Genomic DNA, 18,954 nt, shown 5'->3' with positions numbered 1-18,954 from the left:
TTTTCAAACGAAATGTAAGATTCATAAATTGGAAAGGATATGCGGTAGTGCATAAATCATCTTGCAAGAATGCATTGCAGAAGAAAAAGCAACATGCTACGATGTATATTATCATAATTTTCAAAAAAATAAAAAAATTATTTGTAAGAATTTTCAAATGCAATGGAGGAGGAAATTTATGAACGATATCAATACGTACGAAGATGTTCCTACAAATTTGAAAAAAATCATAGATTCACTGCCGTTCGCTACCCTTTTATATCATACATCTAAAAATGATAAATTTATGAATGAGGCTGCCAAGAAAATAACGGGGGGAGATTCCTTTTATTTTGAAAATGAAGAGATTAAAAGTTTTGTAAATAAAGTGATGACCACTCAATGTCCTCTACATAACAAAAAAATAAATATCCAGTCCAAAGATTTCATTTTCCACTTTTCTTCACTAAACGATGAAGCAGAAGATTTTCAAGGAGTCCTGGCAACCATCCAGCCTGATGTAACTGTCCCTGAAGAATACGAAACTTATAAGGATGAAAGCATCGATTTAAAAGCTCTCTTTGATTCTTCCTATGATGTCTTATATGTTTCTGACGCAAAAGGAAATACACTTCGGGTAAGTTCAGCATGCACGAAGATATGGGGGAAAAATGAAAGTGAATTAGTCGGTAAAAATGTTAACGAATTAGAAAAGGAAGGCATTTATAAACCGTCCATCACTCGTCTGGTATTAGAAAAAGGAGAAAAAATATCGGCTATTCAAACGACTAAAAATGGCAGGCGACTTATGGTAATTGGAACCCCTATAAAGGACGAAAATGGAAATGTCATAAGAGTTGTTAATGCTTCCAGGGATATTACTGAAATAAGTCAGCTTCAAGCCGAAATAGATGAAATGAAAAAGCTGATACATGGGTATAAGCATGAATTGATGGAATTTAGAAAAGAAAAAGTTGAGGAATGGAAGTTAATCTTTAATAGTAAAGTGATGGAAGAGAGGTTAGAATTGGCAAAACTAATTGCACATGTAGATTCGACAGTTTTAATATTAGGAGAATCAGGTGTAGGAAAAGAAGTTTTCGCAAATTACATTCACAATGCCAGTCTAAGAAAAAGTAAGCCTTATATAAAAATCAATTGCGGAGCCATCCCAGAAAATCTATTAGAATCAGAACTCTTTGGTTATGATAGTGGAGCTTTTACAGGCGCTAAAAAAGAAGGCAAGATGGGATTATTCGAATTAGCCACTGAAGGTACACTTTTTCTGGATGAGATTGCAGAAATGCCCATTTCTCTACAAGTAAAACTATTAAGAGTGATTCAAGAGCAAGAAATCAGGCGTATTGGTGGTAAAAAGACGATTAATGTAAATGTCCGGATTATTGCAGCAACCAACCGAAACTTGCCCGAAGAAATTAAGCAAGGGAGGTTTAGAGAAGATCTATATTATCGATTGAATGTTATCCCTTTAAAAATTCCGCCTTTAAGAGAGCGGAGGGAAGACATTTTACCATTAATTCATCATTTCATAGAACAATTCAACAATAAATATGACACAAATAAAACACTCTCCATAGATATAATCGAAGGGCTTCAAGCCTATAATTGGCCAGGAAATGTAAGGGAATTGCAAAATCTCGTTGAACGGTTGATTGTCATTTCCGATGGAAGAAAAATAAATGAAAGCTTTCTTCCCGAGGGCTTTATGAACCAATCCCTCAATCGTGATAAAGTTCAAGTTTTGGATATATTGCCTCTTAAAGAATGTATAGAATTGGCTGAACGTCAGTTATTAAAATTGGCTCAATCAAAGTTTAATTCCACTGTGAAAATAGCCGATGTTTTAGAAGTAAATCAATCAACAATCAGTAGGAAGCTTAAAAAGATAAACGAGGGGAACTTCAATTGAAAGAATCACCTTGTTTGTAATGAATTTAACGATGAATGGTAAAGCGGCAAGGACTATCCTGCTGCTTTACCATTTTTATTTATCTTCATTTATAAAATCAACAATTTTCATGTAGTTATTATGCTTTTCTGCATTTTTCACTATGTTAAAAAGCATAAAGCGGATCTAAGTATTTCTTCTAAAAAGACTAAAGGGCGTATTTTATCGGTTTTTAACATGTTGGCACATTTTTTGCTTCTGTAAATTAGTAATTGGCAAGGGGGGAATTGGATTTTGATAATACTAAAATTAAGGAGTTTTAAAATAATTCCTAAAAGGAGGGCTATTTCATGCCGTTGAAAATTGAAAATGTAAAAAAAGGAATCCCAGCACCTGAAGGTTATATGAAAGCGGCAGTTTTTAAAGAGATTGGAAAGCTGGAACTTCAATATAAGTCCATTCCTAAAGCTGGACCGGGAGAGGTAGTCATTAGAACGACATCCACTACAATATGTGGAACCGATATCCACATTTTACACGGAGAACACCCTGTAGAGGAAAATCGAACACTCGGCCATGAACATGTTGGGGTTGTTCATGAAATAGGGACAGGCGTACAAGGTCTCAGCATTGGAGAAAGAGTCATGTGTGGTTCTTGTACACCGTGTGGCTCATGTTATTACTGTCAAAAGAATTTATCATCACAATGCATTGGTCCAGAAAATGATTTTACTACTCCTGGAGGCTGGCGTTTAGGGAATACGATTGATGGTACACATGCCAAATATTTTAAAATGCCCTTTCCTAAACATAACCTGACTAAAGTTCCAGATGTATTGTCAGATGAAGAGGTTCTATTATTGACTGATATTGGATCAACAGGGATTGCAGCAGCTGAAAACGCAGAAATACAAATTGGAGACATGGTAGTAGTTTTTGCTTGTGGACCAGTTGGACTATGCGCCATTGCAGGGGCTCGTTTAAAGGGGGCGAGTTTAATCATTGGAGTGGACGGAAACTCTGAAAGATTACGAATCGCAAAGGAAATGGGCGCTGATATTACATTGAATTTTAATGATGTGGACGTTGTAAAAGAGATTTTGAACCTATCTGATGGAAGAGGTGTTGATGTTGCCATCGAAGCATTAGGAAAAGAAGAAACTTTCCAAAGTTGCTTAAAGGTGATTCGAAGAGGTGGATGCATTTCAAGTGTCGGGATTTTTTCGGGACATGTACAAATACCAATTGAACACTTTGCAGGTGGAATGGGGGATCATCGTATCATTACCACTTTGTGTCCTGGTGGCAGAGAGAGAATGAATCAATTAATTAGTTTGGTTTCACAGAAGCGAATTGATCTAACTCCAATGATTACTCACCGTTTTCATATTGATGAGGTGGTCGAAGCATATGAAATATTTGAGAAAGCAAAGGATAACATTATTAAAGCAGTGATTACTTTTTAAACTACTACCAAAATTTCAGGAGGGAATCCATTGTCGAATAGAAAAGTCAAAGTAGCCTCTATACAGATGAATTGTGAAATGGGAAACAAAAAAGCGAATCTGGAAAGGGCTTATCAGCTAATGAGGGAAGCTGCGGAAAGAGGAGCGAAAATTAGTGTATTACCTGAACTTTTTAATACAGCTTATCGAGTCGAAGATCAAGATGCTAGTTTAGCAGAAACCATTCCTGGAGAAACGAGTGATTGGTTGATAGTTAGAGCCCAGGAATTTAACATGACCATCATAGCTTGCATATTGGAAAAAGAGAATAATCAAATCTATGATACAAGTTTGGTCGTGGATAAAGAGGGGTTAAAGGGCAAATATCAAAAAATTCATTTATGGGATCAAGAAGTAAAAAGATTTGTAAGCGGAGAGAAATATCCAGTATTCAAGCTAGAATGGGCCACTATGGGAATGCAAATATGCTATGAGGTGGGCTTTCCAGAAGGGGCAAGAATTTTAGCTCTTAAAGGGGCAGATTTAATCATTTATCCTTCAGCCTTTGGTGAAGAAAGGTATTATGCATGGGATATTGCCACTAAAGCAAGAGCATTGGAAAATGGTTGCTATGTTATAGCGGCTAATCGTACTGGAATTGAAAAGGGTGAGACCATTTTTGGGGGCCATAGCCGTATCTTGGATCCTAAAGGAAACATTCTAGCGGAAGCAACAAAAGAAAATGAAGTAATTGTGACGGAAATTGATATGAATAAAGTTAGTGAGCAAAGAAAGACGATTCCCTATCTTCGCGATTTAAATAATGAAATAGTCATTCGTGAGCTAAAAAACCTAAACGAAAACAAATCAAATGGAGTTTTACACAAATTATAGTTAATAGGGAGGACCTTAATGAAAAAGAATAATTTAATTTCAAAAGATATATTACCAATAACAAGTAAGGACCGAGTCATATCCGGATTTGGATTCTTTAATATTTGGGTGGGGATGGCCGTTATCATTGCCACCTTTCAAATTGGGGCCAATGGAATAGATTCCATGTCGGTGTGGGAAGTAGCAGGAGCCATATTTATCGCTAATATTGTTATTGCTATTATTGCTAGTTTAACTGCTGATATTGGTGTGGAACATGGATTATCCTTCTCAGCTTATTTAAGGGCTCCATTTGGTACGATGGGTGTTCATATTCCCTCTATAAGTAAAGGGATTGTTGCATCGATTTGGTTTGGGATTCAGACTTATTTAGGAGCCACCGCAATCAACTACATTTTTCACGATATAACAGGATTTGACTCATGGTTCCTTTGGTATGTTATATTTGCTGCTGTTCAAATTATCCAGGCATCCTTGGGAATAAAAGCGGTTGACCGCTTTGCAGTCATTGCAGCCCCATCTATTATTTTAATATCAATCTGGATCTTTTTCCAAATTTCCGGGATTGCTGCGGACAATGGAACGAACATCCTTACGTACGAAGGAACTAGTAATAATACAACTTGGTTATTAGTGATGGCAACAAACATGGGCTTTTGGTCTGCGTTAGCTGTTGATATCCCTAATATCACACGATACTTAAAGGCACCAAAAAATGAACGAAATTGGTTTAAACGGAACAAGAATAATATCATTCCCCATCTGACTGCATTACCAACGGTTCAAACCTTCATGGGAGTCATCGGGGCCGTAAGTTTCTTAGCTACGGGTAATTGGAATCCTATAGAAGTTGTACAAGAAATATCAACGGGTTGGATCATGGTAGTTATTCTTTTAATGGTAGTTCTTGCTCAGTGGTCAACTAACTCGGCAGCTAACCTAATCCCTGCTTCACTAACTTTTGTAAATGCGGGAGCTAAGATTAATTTATCTTATTCTACAGGGATTATACTTGCAGGTATTATCGGGACCTTATTCCAACCATGGGCAATATTAGACCAATTATCCATCTTTCTTGGCTATTACGGAGCCGTTCTATCATCGCTTGCTGGAATTATGATTTGTGACTATTACATTATCAGAAAAAGACGACTTAACGTAATAGACCTTTACGATACAGAAGGTCAATATAAATTTTACAAAGGAATAAATTGGGCAGGGATGATTTCTTGGGTTTTTGCAGGAGGATTAGCCATCTACTTTTTAGAGTATATGTATATTGTTGGCTTCCCTACAGGAATGATCACTTATTATATTTTGACTAAATTTTGGTATTTCAAAAAACATCCTCAAAAAGAAATCGAATCAAATTACTCTGATGAATTTTTAGGGACGACAGTCGGTCGTGATTGGTATATTTCAATTGATGAATTACCACTAAAAGATGCAGAAATAACAGGTATCAAAGAAGCACAATAAAAGCTAAAGAAATAATTCCTATAGGGGTAATAAAGGAGAAATGATATGAAGTTGAAAGATAAGGTGGCCATTGTAACTGGAGCAGGACGAGGTATTGGAAAAGGGATAGCCCTTGCTTTTGCTAAAGAGGGTGCCCATTTATCACTTAATCTCTATGGAATGCAAAAGGAAGAAGTCCAAAAGTTACTAGAAGAATTATACGAGTATGGTAGTATGGTAATCGTAACCGAAGGAGATATTTCTCAAGAAAAAGTAGTATCTGAACTAGTTGAAAAGACATTAGTTGAATATGGTCATATTGATATTTTGGTTAACAATGCCGGTATCCTGACGCAAAGCCTGATTAAGGACATGACTGTCGAAACTTGGGATCAAATGATAAACATCGATCTAAAATCTGTCTTTTTAACTACAAGATCTGTAGTAAACCATATGATAAATCAAAAGTATGGTCGTATCATAAATATCGCTTCTCAAACCGCACAAAAAGGTGGAATTGAGTTAAGTCATTATGCTGCAGCAAAGGCAGGAGTAATTGGATTTACTAAATCAATTGCATTAGAATTAGGTGCTTATAATATTACCGCTAACTGCATTGCTCCTGGTCCCATAGAAACAGAATTATTCTATGCCATCGAAGAAGAGTGGAAACGGCAAAAAAGAAGCGAACTTGCCATTCCAAGATTTGGGAAAGTAGAAGAGGTCGCTCCTACTGCAGTGTTATTAGCTTCTGATCCAGACGGGAATATCTATACCGGTCAAACATTAGGACCTAATTGCGGGGATGTAATGTTTTAATAGATCACTCACATTTTCAGGGATTCAAATGCTTAATTAAAGTATAGATAATGAGAGATGACATTAGTGAGCGTCCACATCAAGCGTTTTTCTTATTTCAAATTCAATTCAATAGTAGTTGATGTATAAGATAATGCCATTTAATTTTGATAAAAAATCAAACGGAATCCTACACTAATAAGGGTGTTTAATTCTTTGTTGAATCTTTCACGAATGTCCCCTTATCCTGACCACTTATTATATAAGCAACCATTCCTTTAATAGCGCCAATCCTATAAATCCAGGACGATGAGACACCGTCCTGGATTTATAGGGTGGTTTAATTCATTTATATTCTACCGAGTTATTGTTTAAAGACGAGACAGTAGGGATATATAATGCCTGCTCTTAGAGTAACTGGAGAAGGAGGTTTAAAGTCGGCGTTAAGGTATCTAGCTGCTCAAAAGCTTGAACTTACTGGGGTTCGAATAGCTTAGAAGCATTGAAGGAATTTAAAAACCTATACGGGTTATATGCGAAGTACATCATGGTTTCCAAGATCCTAATAATATTTATATGACCTACCAAAAGGGAATGCATCTGGAAAGAGTTTATGATGGAAAATTGGATGCTAAAAAAAAGATTGAAGATAGGTTGAATCATTCATTCGTAAAAATTGTATTATACGAATAGTTATATTACCTAAGAACAACAACTTGTAAGATTCAGAGTATATATAATAGAGTAGGTGTAGAAGGTCATAAAAGCAAGAACATTTAAGGTATCTATAATTGCTTATTAATCAACCATTTCACAAATTAATGTACTCACTTTTGTGTCTAATCAGTAGAACCAAAAGTGAGTACATTCTTTATATGGAAGGCAAAAGTGTGATCATTATAAGCAGTATGGAAATCTTTTCATGTTAAATGGCCCGATTGCGGAACAAAATCTAAAAAGCGCTCTTTATCAAAATAATAATATGCTAATATTTTAAAACTGAATATATGTTACAAAACTCGTCCTTTTCTGAACACATCATTGTTCGATTAGAAAAAGACGTTTTTTATTACCTTTATTGCAACAAAACTCTGTTCATTATTCTATGTTCAATAACTTATCTATTTTTATCTTATGTTACAATAAATATAATAGAAAAATAAGAAAGAGTGATTTGAGTGTTAATTGGATATGCACGAGTGTCGACGGGATTACAAAATTTAGATTTACAGATAGACGCTCTTACCCAATATGGCTGTTCCAAAATTTTTCACGATAAAATGAGTGGGGCAAAAAGACAGCGCCCTGGTTTAGAGGAAGCACTTCAGTATGCACGTGAAGGCGATACGATTGTTGTTTGGCGATTGGATCGATTAGGACGCAATATGCAGGATTTAATTCAAATTGTGAATAACTTAAATGAACGTGGTGTGGGCTTCCACAGTCTACAAGAAAATTTAACAATGGACAAAAGCAATGCCACAGGCCAATTGATGTTTCATCTATTTGCGGCATTTGCGGAATTTGAACGTAATTTAATTGAGGAACGCTCGGCTGCCGGACGAGCTGCAGCTAGAGCACGTGGTCGTCTTGGTGGACGTCCTGAAAAATTTGGACCGAAAGATATTGAAATGATGAAGTCCCTAATTAAAAATGGTACACCGATTAAAGACGTCGCAGAAAAATGGGGCGTATCTCGAACAACGATTTATCGCTATTTAGAAAAGCAGTAAAAATGAAGAAACCCAGCTAATCTTCTCTTATGAAGGTAGCTGGTTTTAAAGTTGCATGTGCAAAATAGCACTTAAAATAAGTGCAAATTATAGTCTAAAGTGACATCCTTTCAATCTACTTATCTAATTCATTTATACAACTTAAATTTCAAACACAAAATCCACTTAAAATAGCATTTTTAATTGTCTACTATGAGTGTACTCATAATTTACATTATACATTTGTGTTATTGTAACATTGTGTTATTGAATTGTTAAATGACTCTAGGTTAGATTTTTAGTTGTTCAACTAACGGGGTAGATTAATGAAAGTTGGAAGAGGACATTCCAATAAATAAATAGAATAAATTTGATATGCAGAGAACTCTAATGACGGTGGTGGACTTATTGAAAATAAATCCAAATAAAATACATATTATAGGTTCAGTTGGTAGTGGAAAAACAACCTTAGCAAGAGAGTTATCCTCTAAGTTAAATATCCCACTTTATGAATTGGATAATGTTATTTGGAAAAGGTATGAATCTGGAGATATTAGAAGAACTGAAGAAGAACGAGAAGAACATTTTAATACTATTATTCATTCTGAAACATGGATTGTAGAGGGGGTTCATAATGAAGAATGGGTGTCTAATAGTTTTCGTAATGCGGAATTAATTATTTTCTTAGATACAAATTATTCAGTGAGAACCTATCGAATAATAAAAAGATTTATCTTACAAAAGATTGGATTAGAAAGGTCAAACTATAAACCCACCTTAAATATATTTTTTAAAATGTTTAAGTGGAATAGATACTTTGAAGAAGTAGGGAAACCGAATTTCTATAATAAATTTGGGATATACAAAAATAAGATATTAGTTGTGACAAATACGAAAGAAATTAAAAATTACTTCAACTAACATGTGCATTAGCTGAAGATCGGAGCTGTCTCTAAGGCAGCTCTTTTCTTATGGAACTATCGGGGCAGGTTAGTTGAAGAAGGAAAACACCCAAATCAAATTGTATAATCTAGACAAAGGGGTGATTTGGTTGAAAAGTGTTCCGAAGGTAAGGGAAATATTGCTTGACGAAGAAATAGATGAACAGGAGTTTGTTGGTATAATCAATGGCATTTATAAGCAAGACTGTTATATCTATGCCGTTATTCCTGAATGGGAAGAAGAATTATTTAACGAACTTTCAAATGATTTTATTATAATTAATAAATTTCCGTTCCCTCTAACACGCATTTTTCCAAGAACAATAGGGTTTTTAGGATATGTAAAGGATAGAAAGAAACAAAATATATATAAATTTTACTTACGGTCTACAACAATGGATTTGTTAGTGTTTTCAGAGACTGATGTATCTCAACATTTAAATAGACTAAACAAGAAAAACATTGATATTTACAACATATTTGAATCAAATAAAATCCCTCACATAACCATTGGTCCTGATGGTCAATGGCTAAATATAGTTGAATATTGAATCATTCCTTAATGAACTAACGGGTGCGTTAGTTCATTAAGGATCACAAAAATAATCAATCTTTTTATAAAGTAATCAAGAAGATTAAAAATATATGTTGTTCGAAAAAGGGAGGGTATAGATATTTCCTTCCCTTTTGTGTTTACAGATAAATTTGTATGACTGTATTGTTTGTAATGTACTCGATTTTGTATCTCAAAACAGTTTAGTGATTGAATTGGTGCGGTTTTGAGTGGATTAATAACTCTATGTACTCAAATTCATGTCCCCAATGTACTTAACTTTGTGTCTTCGTACATATAACATGAAAGGAAAGGATCATTTTTATTAAATATTTTTTCTAGTTTACATAACATATATTATAGGAAGACATATAAATACACAAAATCATATCTCGAAATACCAAGTAGTCTTGTGATAGTGAGACGGTTTATATAATTTCAAGAAAGTTTCACTTTTTAATTAATCAATTTATAATCTTCACATTATATATTATACATAAAGGCCATCCCATTTAATTCTCTGTTTACGGATACTAATAACTAAAATCTGTTAAATATTAAAGTACTAAAAATGGCCTTTTATAATTTTATGGACCAAGACAACCATTTTAAATCTCGTCTTAACATTGTTATTTACCATGGATTTGAAAAATTTAAAAGTAAATAACAATGTTAATTTTAAACAAACTAAGTTTAAACCGCATCCTCGTGTCTATATAGAGTATCCCCCAATTAATGGAACAAAATAATTGGTCCTATAATGGTTATTTATTAGTAATATTTCCTCATTAATGAGACTCTTTCATCAAGGATAATCTCTATTCTCTTCATTAGATGCTCAATGTTTCTAATTTTATAGCTATTCTCAACTGCTATAAGATTCATTGGGAAAGCTACCTCTGTTCCTTTTTTATAAATCAACCAAAAAAGTGCAAAGCTTCTACCCTCATTATCATTTAAGTTAAATTCTAATAACTCGTTAATACCTAGAGGTTTTTCCACTATTTCAACAGTCTCAATGCTCTGAATTTTTTGGTAATAATCTTTAAAATCATGGAGCAACAACCTTGGTTTAAAAAGGTCCTCAAATAAAGGTTCATCTTCTCCCTTAATTATCTTGACTTTCCACGTTTTCCTTTTTCTGATTAATCTATATTTTGACCTTTTACGCTTATAAGAAGAAACTGCTTTTATCTTCTTTTTATCTTCCATTTTTTCACCACTTTTTCAGATATTTTAAATCTAATAGGCAAATGATCAGAATACTTTTTTTCAGGCCTTCCACCTTTCCCAATTAAACTAAATTCTTTTCCTGAGAACTTATACTCTGTTACTATTTTAAAACTTGCTAGATTAAAATGTTCTATTAGCTTTTTACTCATTATTACTTGGTCAAGCATGTGGTAAAAAACCCTATTCTCCGAGTCATTCTTATAAAATGTTCCTTGTGACTTATTATGAATATTACCATGTAGATGCCAAGAAGGGTTGTAAAAATAAGGATGCTTATATGTGGTAATGCCATAAGTCCGTTTAATTGGTTTTCTACCAGCTACATCTTTTGAAAAACTGGCATTGAAGCCCTCTTTTGAAATCATCCCTTCTTCAAACGGATCTAAATTAAAGTCCCCTGCAATTATAATACCATCGGTTTTTTTAGATGCTCCCAAATCAACAATTTTCCTCTTAATATATTCAGCTTCTTTATAAAGATCCTTTGACGTCGTGCCCTGCCCCCTTGCCAACAGATGTACCCCTACTAGTAGTAAATTATTTATCACCATGTAACTATACCTTGGTTCATCCTTGACCTGAATCTTTGTTATTTTATTCTGCCCTTTCTTTAGTTTATGTATTACCATTACCTTTGAACCCGCAACAGATTGATTTTTATAAACAGGATTAAGGTGTTTTAACCTCTTCTCAATTTTTCTTCTTATTAATTCATCTTCACACTCAGCCAGCATTATCACATCGAACTGTTTATCTCTTGTGAGTTTTAAAAGAGCTCGAATTGCTAATTTATAATCATGATTTTTTTTATGTCCATCTATATTCCAAAATAAAACATTTAAGTTTAACAAGTCTCTTACCTCTCGTTTATAGAAATTTTATATAACCTTAATATTTATTTATAGAAATACTCTTAATTTTTTGTCTCAGTCCTATCTTAAGAGCAGTTTCTACCTATGTATAAACTCCCTCTCCTTAATTACCCTATTATTACTATTTTACCAGGTAAATTGACTTAATAAAGTGTTATTATTGAGTTATTAAAAATCTTGGACAAGAAAGAGTCCCACATTTTTTTATGACTGTAAAAAGTAAAATCTGAAGGGTATTGTGAAAAGCTACGCGAACAGTTGTCATATATTTACACCCGCTGTACCGTAGCAATTTTTTCAAATACATAAAGGTAAACATGAGACTAATCAATACGCATCAAAAGTTTATGTAATTACTCAATTAGTAAAAGAACTGCCGATACCATATCAATCAACAGAATTTAGTGACTAGAAACGTTTCTAATAAAAATACTTAATAAATTAATATAATGATGATTCTTAAGGAAAGAAAGTAAATTCAGGTATTTTTGGCTCTATATCCTTTCGTGAATACTTATCTGGGATTGGAGTCCCAAAACTTCGTCCTCCTGATTTTAGACACCTGGGAAAAGCTGCATCAATCATTAAAGGATAATGATTGTATAGTAGTAAGGTCAGGTATCAAATGGATATATTCCCCATTTTATCATAGTGAAAATGAAGGGATGCTTAATTATTATTTTCTTTTTGATAGTGAGGTCTTTTCATCTTTTGTTGAGGAATACCACCTAAAGTTTGATGAAGAGCAGTTAATTACCTATAAAATGTTGCCTACTTTGTCAAAGAATTCAGTAGTAGACCTTGGATTTGCCTCAGGGTTGATTAGTGAGGCATTAAAGTTAGATGAGATTACTCCCACCTGCGAGCTTATGTAAAAGATGGTTTCAATTAGGAAGTAACTCTAACAAAAGGAAACGATCTTATATTTATAGAGACCACTTTTAACATTATATATTCTATCGAGGTGTATGGTCTTGAATATGGCCTTCTTTTTCGGGTGATAAATCAATAAAGAGAACTGATGTCGATATATCAGTTCTCTAGTAATAATTTTTTCTATATTCTTTATTTGTTATATGAGAAGAAGTTTATAGTGGAATCAAAAAAGATCAGTCCCTACTGAACCTTCCCATTATTCTTTCTTATCATTATTCTCTTGGTTATTCTTTTCTGAAATTCGTCTTTGATTGGCTTTCGTCTCAGCATTCACATGGTTTGCATCATTTGGTTTATTTTTTTTAGAACCTCTTGCATCATTACTCATACTTATTCACCTCCCATGGCAGCTTATATACGTATGTTAGCTTACTCTTGCCTCCAAATTTTATACGCCTCACCTGGATGTAGCACATCGCTAACTAGCAAAAAGACAGACCGTACAGACCGCGGACAACATTATTTCAATCACACAAAAAGAGTAAACCCGTTTAGAGTCCTCTCTTGTAATGATTCAAAAATATCCCCATCAAAACTTATATCCCTTCGATGTTCAAATTCAATTGCACCCTATTCACTACGTGAAAACCGAAAGAGGTCCTTATAAATGAATTCAGAAGTAGTAGCGTTACAAATGCTCGCTTAATCGCAGGATTTCATCACCCTTGAACCTCAGTGCAAAAGATTTTTAATAAAAGGTTGGTTGTGAGATATCCTTTCTGTGCCTAGTTTTTTGACCGCTTATCAAAAGTAATCCTCAAAGTTCAATAAAATGGCCTTCATGGCTTGGCTTGAGTTTCCCTTTTCTTTAATCCTTTTCAGAAAGTCCATGAACAAAATCACCAGTAAATCCTCGACCTTCAACTCTTCATCCATCAAGTATGGGGAAATGTCGTGCAGGAATACCTCCCCCCGGTAAATCTCCGACTCCTTTATTCGAAGGGTGATCTCTGCTCGTTTTTCTTCTGAGGTCACCTCGATTTCCTCTTCCCTTTGCTCGAAAGAGAAAAGGTTGCTCGTCACCTGCTTCAATACCCTTTTTTCAATCATCGGCCGTTCCAGGAATTTTTTCTTGGAAGAAATCAAAAAGGGACAGAGCTGTTCATATTTGGCCCCTTTTTTTACTTGTTCCAGAAAATCGAAGTATAAGAGGGCAATAAGGTGATACAAACTTAGGTTTTGCGGAGCCTCTTCAAACAAATCCTTCATGTCTTCGACGAATACCTCCCCCCTTAAAAATTCATAATAGGGTATCTCAATCTGAAGATATCGATATTTTGGCAAGAAGTAATCAAAAAAACTCTTTTTTTCCTTTGTCCCATAAAGCAGCTTGTTCGATAAAAGACTGAATTGACTATAGGATTTCTTCAATGGAACCCCCTCTTTCTAACCAGGTAACCGTATGATGGATCATGCAAAAGGCAACCCTCCGATCGGACAGGTCCTTCAAGATGGCGACTTCATGCAATCCTCCCCTTTCGCCGTATTCCGTTTCCAGCAAGTAGGTATGCATATATTCCTTCGTGTCCGTATAGTCCATTGCATAATTCACATCCTTCCATTTAGTCAAACCGAACCTTAGCAATAAGGTATTGCAGGCCGTTTGCGTCAAGGATTTTCCCGTTTTTTGCTTATATATCGGATTTAACGTTTTGCACAGCGTCCGGAGCTTGACCTTCATGACATAATCGACAGGGAACTTAATGTCGTGCTGCTTGTCTTTCCTGACTTTCCTCACCGACGTTATTTGGTACGAAGAACCTTCGGAAGATGTTTTTTGAATAGCTTTTGGTTTTGGATCCTTTTTCTTCATTTCCTCGAAAAAAGGGTTTAATGATGTCATCCCTTCCCTCCTCTCTCCTCTCATTCTGAAAAATGGGAACATACCTTAGGGTCACTTTGCCAGTTTTCCACTTTACTAACAATATAGTGGGGAAGAGGTCACTTTAGAACCGGGGAATGTATGAGCTTCCTTTACCATGGCGATACTATTTAGCAAGAATATTAAATTGCGAGGGATATATATGATGAAAAAGAACAAAAAGGATACGGAGATAAAGAAGCAGTTTGCGAAACTAATGGAACAGGCGGGTAAAAAGGCCGGAGGAAAAATTGTAAAGATAAAGATAAAGTAAGAAGAAAGCGAAGGAATAACATTCTGACTTTTATTACGTGTAGAATATTTGCTCAGCAAACTGTTCCTTCTACCTGAAGGGGCTACTGTAAGTTTTAGAGGTTGCATCAAGCAACCGTCAAGCAGGCTCGATGCCTGCTCTAAATCGAGAAAAAACGGAGGTTTTTTCACCATGCGTGAACGCACCAGCTGACGATCCAGCCGGTGTGCCTCCTTTTATTGGTTGTTTCCTTCAGTGCTTTCCAAAGGTACTCAGTCCCTAGAATACAAAAGGGAGAATCATCCCCCTCTTGCTCGTCTTTTTTCTTATTATAAATACCCCTTTTCTTTTAAGCTAACATACTTACCCGTATGGGAAACAATCAAATGGTCTAAAACTTCAATCCCAATAATTTTCCCTGCTTCCGCCAATCGCTTTGTGACTTCAATGTCTTCCATACTCGGGGTTGGGTCACCCGATGGTGCTGATGACTGACAATAAGGGAAGCCGCGTTGTTTAAAATGGCGCATTTCAGCACATCTCTAGGATGGACGACACTCGCATTTAGGCTTCCCACATGCGCCCGATGAAGACCTACAACATGATTTTTCGTGTTGAGCATCATGACAAGAAAAACTTCCCTGTCCTCGTTTGCGATTTGCGCTGCGGCTAATTCTCGGGCATCTTCTGGATTGCGAATTTGAAAGGCCGCAAATGGCTCAACCATTTCCCTGATTTCCTGCTTAATTCGTACCACTTCAAAAATTGGGGTTAATTCCATTTTCAAAACTCCTTTTCATTTTAATTTTTTATTTGTTGCCCTTTTGGTTTTTCTCTGGTGGGTTTTTCTTTCCTATTTTCATTTGCCTTGCGAAGCGAATTAGTTCCCCAAAGGGGGATTATTTTTCCCCTTTGACATGTAGAACGAAAGACACGCATAGGTAATCGGTCAAGGGATTAAGCACAAAAAGTTTTTGATGTTGCGATAGCGCCCCTAATCAAAAAGTTTTTTGCCCCTTGATCGATTGACTGGCCGCCTTAGCTTCCTGCCGGAAAGGTTCGGGTGTCCTACCGGCTGGGAGGTTAGCCGGCCTGCGCTGTTTTACGATTCGGAAGGCAAAGGGAAAAAATAAAAAAAAGCAGCCGCACGGCTGCTATCCTTGTGACCTTTTATTCTATTAATCCTTTAATCCCTTATTCTTACGGTTTCCGGCTCGTTCGGTCTGGCGGCAGTAGCCGTAATTGGTACAGGTACCTACGGAATTTAGGCGAAGCAAGAGTCGTACAGTTCATCGTTATCGAATATTTAATGCCGAAGCGACATGTACAGAATGTTGTAGAAACGCTCCATTTATTTGAAATGGTCAACAAATAAAATAAACTCATCGATCAAGTCGTAATTTATGAAAATATTTATTCCATCATATTTCTCATATTCTGTATCTCTAGATTAATCTTCCGTATTTGCTTGTCAATTTCATCAATTTGAAGCTCAGTGGCTCCTTGTTTTCTTTTTTCCAACAGCTCTTCTCGTAATCTTTTTAAAAATACCACCCTACCTAACAACCCCATCTTAAACCCACCTTTGTTTATCATTTTCTTTAACCAAAGAGGACTAATTTTTAAATGTTAAACTTTCTGGATCATTGGCTCCTCAAATAAATGTTTATTTCCCCATTTATTTTTCTTTTTTTTAACCAAACACTTCAATAAAATTCCTCTCTTTTCTAGGATTTAGACAGACTTAAGTGAAGGTATTTTATAAATATAATTGGTAATGGAAAAAAAATCAAATGACATGTTAGGTTAAATAACATGGTTTTATTATTCATCTTAATCAACTAATATATTTTCTGGTTTAAACCAATACGACGTGCAATTGCTGACTTAGGTTTCTCAATATAAAAATTCCATTTCCCTACAAATATAAAAATAACTACCAGGGTAATGCCTAATTTGTTCATGGCTTGCTTGGAACATAAAAACGCCTACCCAATGGATAGACGCTTATAATATATATTCAACGAAAGATGGAATGCGTAGCAAACCATTCTTTGTATAGTTTCTAAACTTAACTCTACATTTAATCTTTGGATCCAAGTAAATGAATTTATTGTTTTCATCTACAATAAAATCTTGATATCGATTATAGAACTGCTTCCTTGCTACAGGAGTGACAAATTCCATTATTCCAGCAGGCTTTATTCGGTTATCTACTTTAATCCCCAGCAGCAATCCAAATTCATCTTTTCGTAATCCGGTTATGACTGCATCAGTGTATTGATAATTAATAACCTTATCAAGACCTAATTTATAAAAAACCTTAATATATAAAGGAGAGTACATATTAGCCATGTATAATATGTACTCTCCTTTTTTCTTTTAGTGAACTAAAGCGCCTGTCAGTTCTATAAGACTTATTGTAGAGTTGACACAAACTGTGTGGTAATTTATTTAATGGAATTTGCGATTTCTACCAATATTTCCGATGTTACTTTATTAGAAATTCTTTTATCAACACTTAACATATATTGCCATCCATCTTTTTCGAAAATTAAAAGGTTAACCACTCCAGAAGCCTTGGTACTATATATGGCAGTATTACTATCATTTAATATGAAGGTTTTGTCAATATTACCTTTTTTAAATTTAATTTTATTTTCAACCGGTCTAACTCGAATCGCATAGTGGTTTTCAGATAGGTCTTTATTAAAATATTCTGCCTCAAAGCCATCATTGATATTACCTTCAAGGTTATTAAACCTGCCGTAATTATGAGTGAACGGTACTGGAGGTAATTGAATAGGCAAAGAAATAATATGATTAAAATGCTTATTGCTATCTTGTAAAGCATGATGTACTGAAGTGTAACCAACTTCAGAAAGCGACTTTTCAAATTCTTTACTTTCATTACTTGCGTAAGTTGTTCCAGTGAATATGAAGGAAAAAGGAATACATAGGACAAATAATCTTAATAACCTAATAACAATCACGCCCTTTCTTATTATTAAATAAGATACCCTGAAGAATTTAAGATATGAGTTATTAAGTAGTGTTTATATTTATTACCGTACAGTACCACTAAACCGTGAACTACTTCATATTACGATCGGGCTATGGTTGATTAATGTCTACACTTCTATTTAGGGTAAGGATGCTTTACTTCAATGGGTGGTTGCTGAGGTTGCCTTTTTCTTATGGCACTAACGGGGCAGGATAGTTTGATAAGAAAGTCGAATTATATATAAACAGCAACATATTATAATAAGCAATTTATAGATCTCAGTCGGTAAGCCCTAATTATTTTAATACTAAATGACATCGTGTAACAAAAATTAATGGTATGAAGAAACTCACCATCCACTTTGTAAATAAAAAGGAGTGTAAAATAATTCATATGCGTTTACAAAACCAGATTATTATTGAATGGACAATACGGAATTATTATAGCGATTTCTCTTTTGAAAAACATATTGCAGACGTAATAAAAGAATCTCATACACTTAAAGAAGGGGAAGCACTGGAAATTCATCAAGTAGTCTATGTGGGTGAATTTAATAATGAAAAATTATATTTAATTATTTTAAATATTGTACCCGAAAAATTGAGTAAATAGATTGGAGCATAATAAATGGAGGTCTTACTGTATGAATAATATTATTGAAATAATTGTGATTTTTTTATCATTTACATGTGCAGTATTATTTCTACGGGAGATTATCCAAAAGGATAGAAAGAGTGAGAAATGAAAAAAAACAGTCTAATGACTGTTTTTCTTTTTATTGATGAAATCTTTAACAAATAATCCAATACAGAGAAGAAGCATGAGCATAGCGAAAACCTCAACATAGATGATAGTTGTTCCCCCCTTATTGTGGCTTCACATTAAACGATTTGTAATTATTTTATGATAACCACCAGCAAAAAATGTTACAAAACCAACAGTAGGTAAATCTAAAGCTATAACGTTCTTTGAACCAAGTAGGAGCAAAGGGATCAAGTATAAACCTACCTGAAGTATAAAAAATATTAACTCTGCTTAATGAACTAACGGGTGCTTTACTTCATTACCAGGAGCTGATCAGCAGCTCCTTTTCTTATGGAACTAAT

General features: G+C 34.7%; 17 protein-coding genes and 1 pseudogene. 9 read left to right on the top strand and 9 right to left on the bottom strand.

What is annotated here, in order from left to right; translation table 11 throughout:
- Positions 1-61 precede the first annotated feature (61 nt).
- The 8 genes from MHB45_RS26800 (at position 62) to MHB45_RS26765 (ending at position 9,687) form a co-directional block, all read left to right on the top strand.
- The gene (locus MHB45_RS26800; protein ID WP_340908173.1) at positions 62-1,909 is read left to right on the top strand and encodes a sigma-54 interaction domain-containing protein; all 1,848 of its coding nucleotides are present in this window, start codon (positions 62-64) and stop codon (positions 1,907-1,909) included.
- A gap of 329 nt (positions 1,910-2,238) precedes the next feature.
- Complete coding sequence (locus MHB45_RS26795) at positions 2,239-3,354, top strand: zinc-binding dehydrogenase (protein WP_202815386.1); 1,116 nt, start codon at positions 2,239-2,241, stop codon at positions 3,352-3,354.
- A 30-nt stretch (positions 3,355-3,384) separates the two neighbouring features.
- Positions 3,385-4,227 (top strand): carbon-nitrogen hydrolase family protein, encoded by an 843-nt coding sequence (locus MHB45_RS26790; protein ID WP_237766667.1) that lies wholly within the window; start codon positions 3,385-3,387, stop codon positions 4,225-4,227.
- Between the two features lie 18 nt (positions 4,228-4,245).
- On the top strand, positions 4,246-5,706 hold the full coding sequence (locus MHB45_RS26785; RefSeq protein WP_048883056.1) for an NCS1 family transporter: 1,461 nt from the start codon (positions 4,246-4,248) through the stop codon (positions 5,704-5,706).
- Between the two features lie 45 nt (positions 5,707-5,751).
- Complete coding sequence (locus tag MHB45_RS26780; RefSeq protein ID WP_048883055.1) at positions 5,752-6,504, top strand: 3-oxoacyl-ACP reductase family protein; 753 nt, start codon at positions 5,752-5,754, stop codon at positions 6,502-6,504.
- Between the two features lie 1,157 nt (positions 6,505-7,661).
- Complete coding sequence (locus MHB45_RS26775; protein WP_340908172.1) at positions 7,662-8,216, top strand: recombinase family protein; 555 nt, start codon at positions 7,662-7,664, stop codon at positions 8,214-8,216.
- 369 nt (positions 8,217-8,585) lie between these two features.
- Positions 8,586-9,116 (top strand): AAA family ATPase, encoded by a 531-nt coding sequence (locus MHB45_RS26770; protein ID WP_289352812.1) that lies wholly within the window; start codon positions 8,586-8,588, stop codon positions 9,114-9,116.
- A gap of 130 nt (positions 9,117-9,246) precedes the next feature.
- Positions 9,247-9,687 (top strand): hypothetical protein, encoded by a 441-nt coding sequence (locus MHB45_RS26765; RefSeq protein ID WP_340908171.1) that lies wholly within the window; start codon positions 9,247-9,249, stop codon positions 9,685-9,687.
- 773 nt (positions 9,688-10,460) lie between these two features.
- Here the strand turns inward: MHB45_RS26765 and MHB45_RS26760 are convergent.
- The 9 genes and pseudogenes from MHB45_RS26760 to MHB45_RS26720 all read right to left on the bottom strand — a co-directional run bounded on the left by MHB45_RS26760 (position 10,461) and on the right by MHB45_RS26720 (position 17,837).
- Complete coding sequence (locus MHB45_RS26760) at positions 10,461-10,901, bottom strand: hypothetical protein (RefSeq protein WP_048883209.1); 441 nt, start codon at positions 10,899-10,901, stop codon at positions 10,461-10,463.
- Positions 10,880-11,773 (bottom strand): endonuclease/exonuclease/phosphatase family protein, encoded by an 894-nt coding sequence (locus tag MHB45_RS26755; RefSeq protein WP_048883211.1) that lies wholly within the window; start codon positions 11,771-11,773, stop codon positions 10,880-10,882. The genes MHB45_RS26760 and MHB45_RS26755 overlap by 22 nt, the downstream gene beginning before the upstream one ends.
- Before the next feature lie 1,153 nt (positions 11,774-12,926).
- Entirely contained in the window at positions 12,927-13,058 is a 132-nt protein-coding gene (locus MHB45_RS26750) for a hypothetical protein (RefSeq protein WP_094246567.1), read from the bottom strand.
- 416 nt (positions 13,059-13,474) lie between these two features.
- Entirely contained in the window at positions 13,475-14,101 is a 627-nt protein-coding gene (locus MHB45_RS26745; RefSeq protein WP_048883304.1) for a hypothetical protein, read from the bottom strand.
- Positions 14,085-14,573 carry a hypothetical protein gene (locus MHB45_RS26740; protein ID WP_048883297.1) on the bottom strand — a complete coding sequence of 163 codons (489 nt, stop codon included), beginning with the start codon at positions 14,571-14,573 and terminating at the stop codon, positions 14,085-14,087. Before MHB45_RS26740 ends, MHB45_RS26745 begins: the two co-directional genes overlap by 17 nt.
- 600 nt (positions 14,574-15,173) lie before the next feature.
- A pseudogene (locus MHB45_RS26735) lies at positions 15,174-15,625 on the bottom strand (JAB domain-containing protein).
- A 632-nt stretch (positions 15,626-16,257) separates the two neighbouring features.
- The gene (locus tag MHB45_RS26730) at positions 16,258-16,416 is read right to left on the bottom strand and encodes a hypothetical protein (RefSeq protein WP_161802092.1); all 159 of its coding nucleotides are present in this window, start codon (positions 16,414-16,416) and stop codon (positions 16,258-16,260) included.
- Between the two features lie 435 nt (positions 16,417-16,851).
- Positions 16,852-17,199: a hypothetical protein gene (locus tag MHB45_RS26725; protein ID WP_340908170.1), complete on the bottom strand. Its 348-nt coding sequence runs from the start codon at positions 17,197-17,199 to the stop codon at positions 16,852-16,854.
- A gap of 95 nt (positions 17,200-17,294) precedes the next feature.
- Entirely contained in the window at positions 17,295-17,837 is a 543-nt protein-coding gene (locus MHB45_RS26720; protein WP_340908169.1) for a hypothetical protein, read from the bottom strand.
- 404 nt (positions 17,838-18,241) lie between these two features.
- Between MHB45_RS26720 and MHB45_RS26715 the strand changes: the two genes are divergently transcribed.
- Complete coding sequence (locus tag MHB45_RS26715; protein WP_340908168.1) at positions 18,242-18,460, top strand: hypothetical protein; 219 nt, start codon at positions 18,242-18,244, stop codon at positions 18,458-18,460.
- Positions 18,461-18,954: the final 494 nt, after the last annotated feature.

Origin of the sequence: Peribacillus sp. FSL K6-5616, assembly GCF_038008245.1 — a bacterium.
Taxonomy (GTDB): domain Bacteria; phylum Bacillota; class Bacilli; order Bacillales; family DSM-1321; genus Peribacillus; species Peribacillus frigoritolerans.
Note: the sequence above shows the minus strand (reverse complement) of the source record. Positions and strands in the feature narration are given on the sequence as shown.

What these genes read in the sequence shown, in the direction of transcription:
- MHB45_RS26795 (WP_202815386.1), top strand. Translation starts at nt 2,239, where the DNA reads ATGCCGTTGAAAATTGAAAATGTAAAAAAAGGAATCCCAGCACCTGAA.
- MHB45_RS26785 (WP_048883056.1), top strand. Translation starts at nt 4,246, where the DNA reads ATGAAAAAGAATAATTTAATTTCAAAAGATATATTACCAATAACAAGT.
- MHB45_RS26780 (WP_048883055.1), top strand. Translation starts at nt 5,752, where the DNA reads ATGAAGTTGAAAGATAAGGTGGCCATTGTAACTGGAGCAGGACGAGGT.
- MHB45_RS26770 (WP_289352812.1), top strand. Translation starts at nt 8,586, where the DNA reads ATGACGGTGGTGGACTTATTGAAAATAAATCCAAATAAAATACATATT.
- MHB45_RS26760 (WP_048883209.1), bottom strand. Translation starts at nt 10,901, where the DNA reads ATGGAAGATAAAAAGAAGATAAAAGCAGTTTCTTCTTATAAGCGTAAA.
- MHB45_RS26750 (WP_094246567.1), bottom strand. Translation starts at nt 13,058, where the DNA reads ATGAGTAATGATGCAAGAGGTTCTAAAAAAAATAAACCAAATGATGCA.
- MHB45_RS26740 (WP_048883297.1), bottom strand. Translation starts at nt 14,573, where the DNA reads ATGACATCATTAAACCCTTTTTTCGAGGAAATGAAGAAAAAGGATCCA.
- MHB45_RS26730 (WP_161802092.1), bottom strand. Translation starts at nt 16,416, where the DNA reads ATGGGGTTGTTAGGTAGGGTGGTATTTTTAAAAAGATTACGAGAAGAG.
- MHB45_RS26725 (WP_340908170.1), bottom strand. Translation starts at nt 17,199, where the DNA reads ATGGCTAATATGTACTCTCCTTTATATATTAAGGTTTTTTATAAATTA.
- MHB45_RS26715 (WP_340908168.1), top strand. Translation starts at nt 18,242, where the DNA reads ATGCGTTTACAAAACCAGATTATTATTGAATGGACAATACGGAATTAT.